The sequence below is a fragment of the Micromonospora sp. NPDC006431 genome, assembly GCF_042870725.1.
Classification (GTDB): domain Bacteria; phylum Actinomycetota; class Actinomycetes; order Mycobacteriales; family Micromonosporaceae; genus Micromonospora.
The window spans coordinates 1-2,024 of record NZ_JBIAHQ010000072.1 but is presented as its reverse complement, the minus strand read 5'-3'; the positions used below and the strand labels follow the sequence as shown (position 1 = coordinate 2,024).

The following is a 2,024-nucleotide window of genomic DNA, read 5'->3' as shown; positions in this document are numbered from 1 at the left end:
AACTGCCAGACGGGCCGGGTCCGGCTAGCAAGGCCAGCAGGCGTAACGCGAGTGAACCAGCGTCTGAAGCTCCGTAAGGGTTGTACCGGCTCGAATCTGGTGGATGTGGGCCGGGTGCAGTGCTTGACCTGCCGTTCGGCGAGGTGGGTCATCTCCGGGTCCGGGTGCGTTGACCGGCTTGGAGGCCACGGTGAAGGACTGCGGCGTAGTCGTGGCGATGCTGCCGGGGTAGAGCTGGGCGCCGCACTGGCCAAACGGTGAGCGGTGAACGTGGGAACCATCCGCGGTCGCCCGAACCCTCGGGCATCCGGTTCGGGGGCGGGCAGGCCCGTTGCCGGCTGACGGCCGTCGGGTGGGGCGGAGGCCTCGTAGTAGTCCGAGTCCGGGAGAGCCGGACGCATGGCGAAGGAGGCCAGCAGATCAGCAGGGAGGATGCCGGAATGCCGGGAGAGTCGTCGGTGAATACCGACGCGCCGCCGCTCAGTCTGGGACAGGCCGAACGTCGGGTACTGGAGATCCAGACCAAGCTGCACCGATGGGCCCGCGAGGATCCTTATCGCAGGTTCGATGACCTCTACAACCTCGTCGCAGACCCGGCCTTCCTGATGGTGGGTTGGGAACGGGTACGGGGCAACAAGGGATCCGGCACGGCCGGGGCGGACGGGCGCACCGCGTTGTCCATCACGGCCGACCAAGGGGTCGAGGAGTTCCTCGACGAGCTGCGGGCACAGATCAAACAGCGCAGCTTCCGCCCGTTGCCGGTGAAGGAACGGATGATCCCGAAAGCGAACGGCAAGCTGCGCCGTCTGGGGATCCCGACCATCGCCGACCGGGTGGTCCAGGCATCCCTGAAACTAGTGTTGGAACCGATCTTCGAGGCGGACTTCCACCCGTGTTCCTACGGGTTCCGTCCCGAACGCCGGGCCCATGACGCGATCGCCGAGACGCGCCTGCTCACGTCCAAACGCTACGAGTGGATCGTGGAGGGCGACATCACGGCGTGCTTCGACGAGATCTCGCACCCGACTCTGATGGACCGGGTGCGGCAACGGATCTCCGACAAGCGTGTTCTGGCCCTGGTGAAGGCGTTCCTCAAGGCCGGGATCCTCGGCCAGGACGGAACGCTGCGGGACAACGACACCGGCACCCCACAAGGAGGGATCCTGTCCCCGCTGCTGGCCAATATCGCGTTGTCGGTGCTGGACCAGCACATCGCCGGGCACCCCGGCGGTCCGGGCACCACCAAGATCGAACGGGTCAGGCGCCGCCGCCACGCAGAGGTCAACGTCCGGCTCGTGCGCTACGCCGACGATTTCCTCGTGCTGGTCGACGGCACCCGGGAGCAGGCTGAACACCTGCGCCGTCAGATCGCGGAGGTGCTCGCCCCGCTGGGGCTACGCCTGTCGGTGGACAAGACCCTGATCACCCACATCGACGCGGGCTTCGACTTCCTTGGGTGGCACATCCAGCGTCACCGCAAGCGAGGCACCAACCGGTACTACGTCTACACCTACCCGTCCCGCAAGGCCGTGAAGGCCGTGACGGGCAGAATCCGACGGCTGTGCCGGAAAGAGGTCCACACCAACCTGCCGCTCGACGTCCTGCTCCGCCGACTCAACTCGGCGATGCGAGGCTGGGGCGCGTACTTCCGACCCGGAGTGTCCAGCGCCACCTTCGACTACGTCGCCCACTACGCGTGGACGCGCGTGATCGCCTGGTTGCGCCGCAAACACCGCCGGATCACCTGGAAGGACCTCCGCCGCCGCTACTGCAGCGGCGGATGGTGGCCATCCGGCGAGGAACTATCCCTGTTCGACCTCGGTAGCCTCAGCACCACCCGATACCGCTACCGCGGCGACAAAGGGATCCCCTCCCCATGGCCCACCACGGGATAAGGACCACCGCACCCCATCCGGGACCTGCGGAGAGCCCGGTGCCCTGCAAGGGGCACGCCGGGTTCGGGAGGCGGCTCGGGGAAACCCACCAACGGAAACGTAGGCAGGGCGCCCCGAGCCGACCTCACC

Annotated in this window: 1 protein-coding gene; it reads left to right on the top strand. The window is 67.2% G+C overall.

Going from position 1 to position 2,024, the window contains the following annotated elements; genetic code table 11:
- Window positions 1–440: 440 nt before the first annotated feature.
- Window positions 441–1,895, top strand: a complete 1,455-nt coding sequence (gene ltrA / locus ACFYM6_RS36095; protein WP_387282021.1) for a group II intron reverse transcriptase/maturase — start codon at window positions 441–443, stop codon at window positions 1,893–1,895.
- Window positions 1,896–2,024 lie beyond the last annotated feature (129 nt).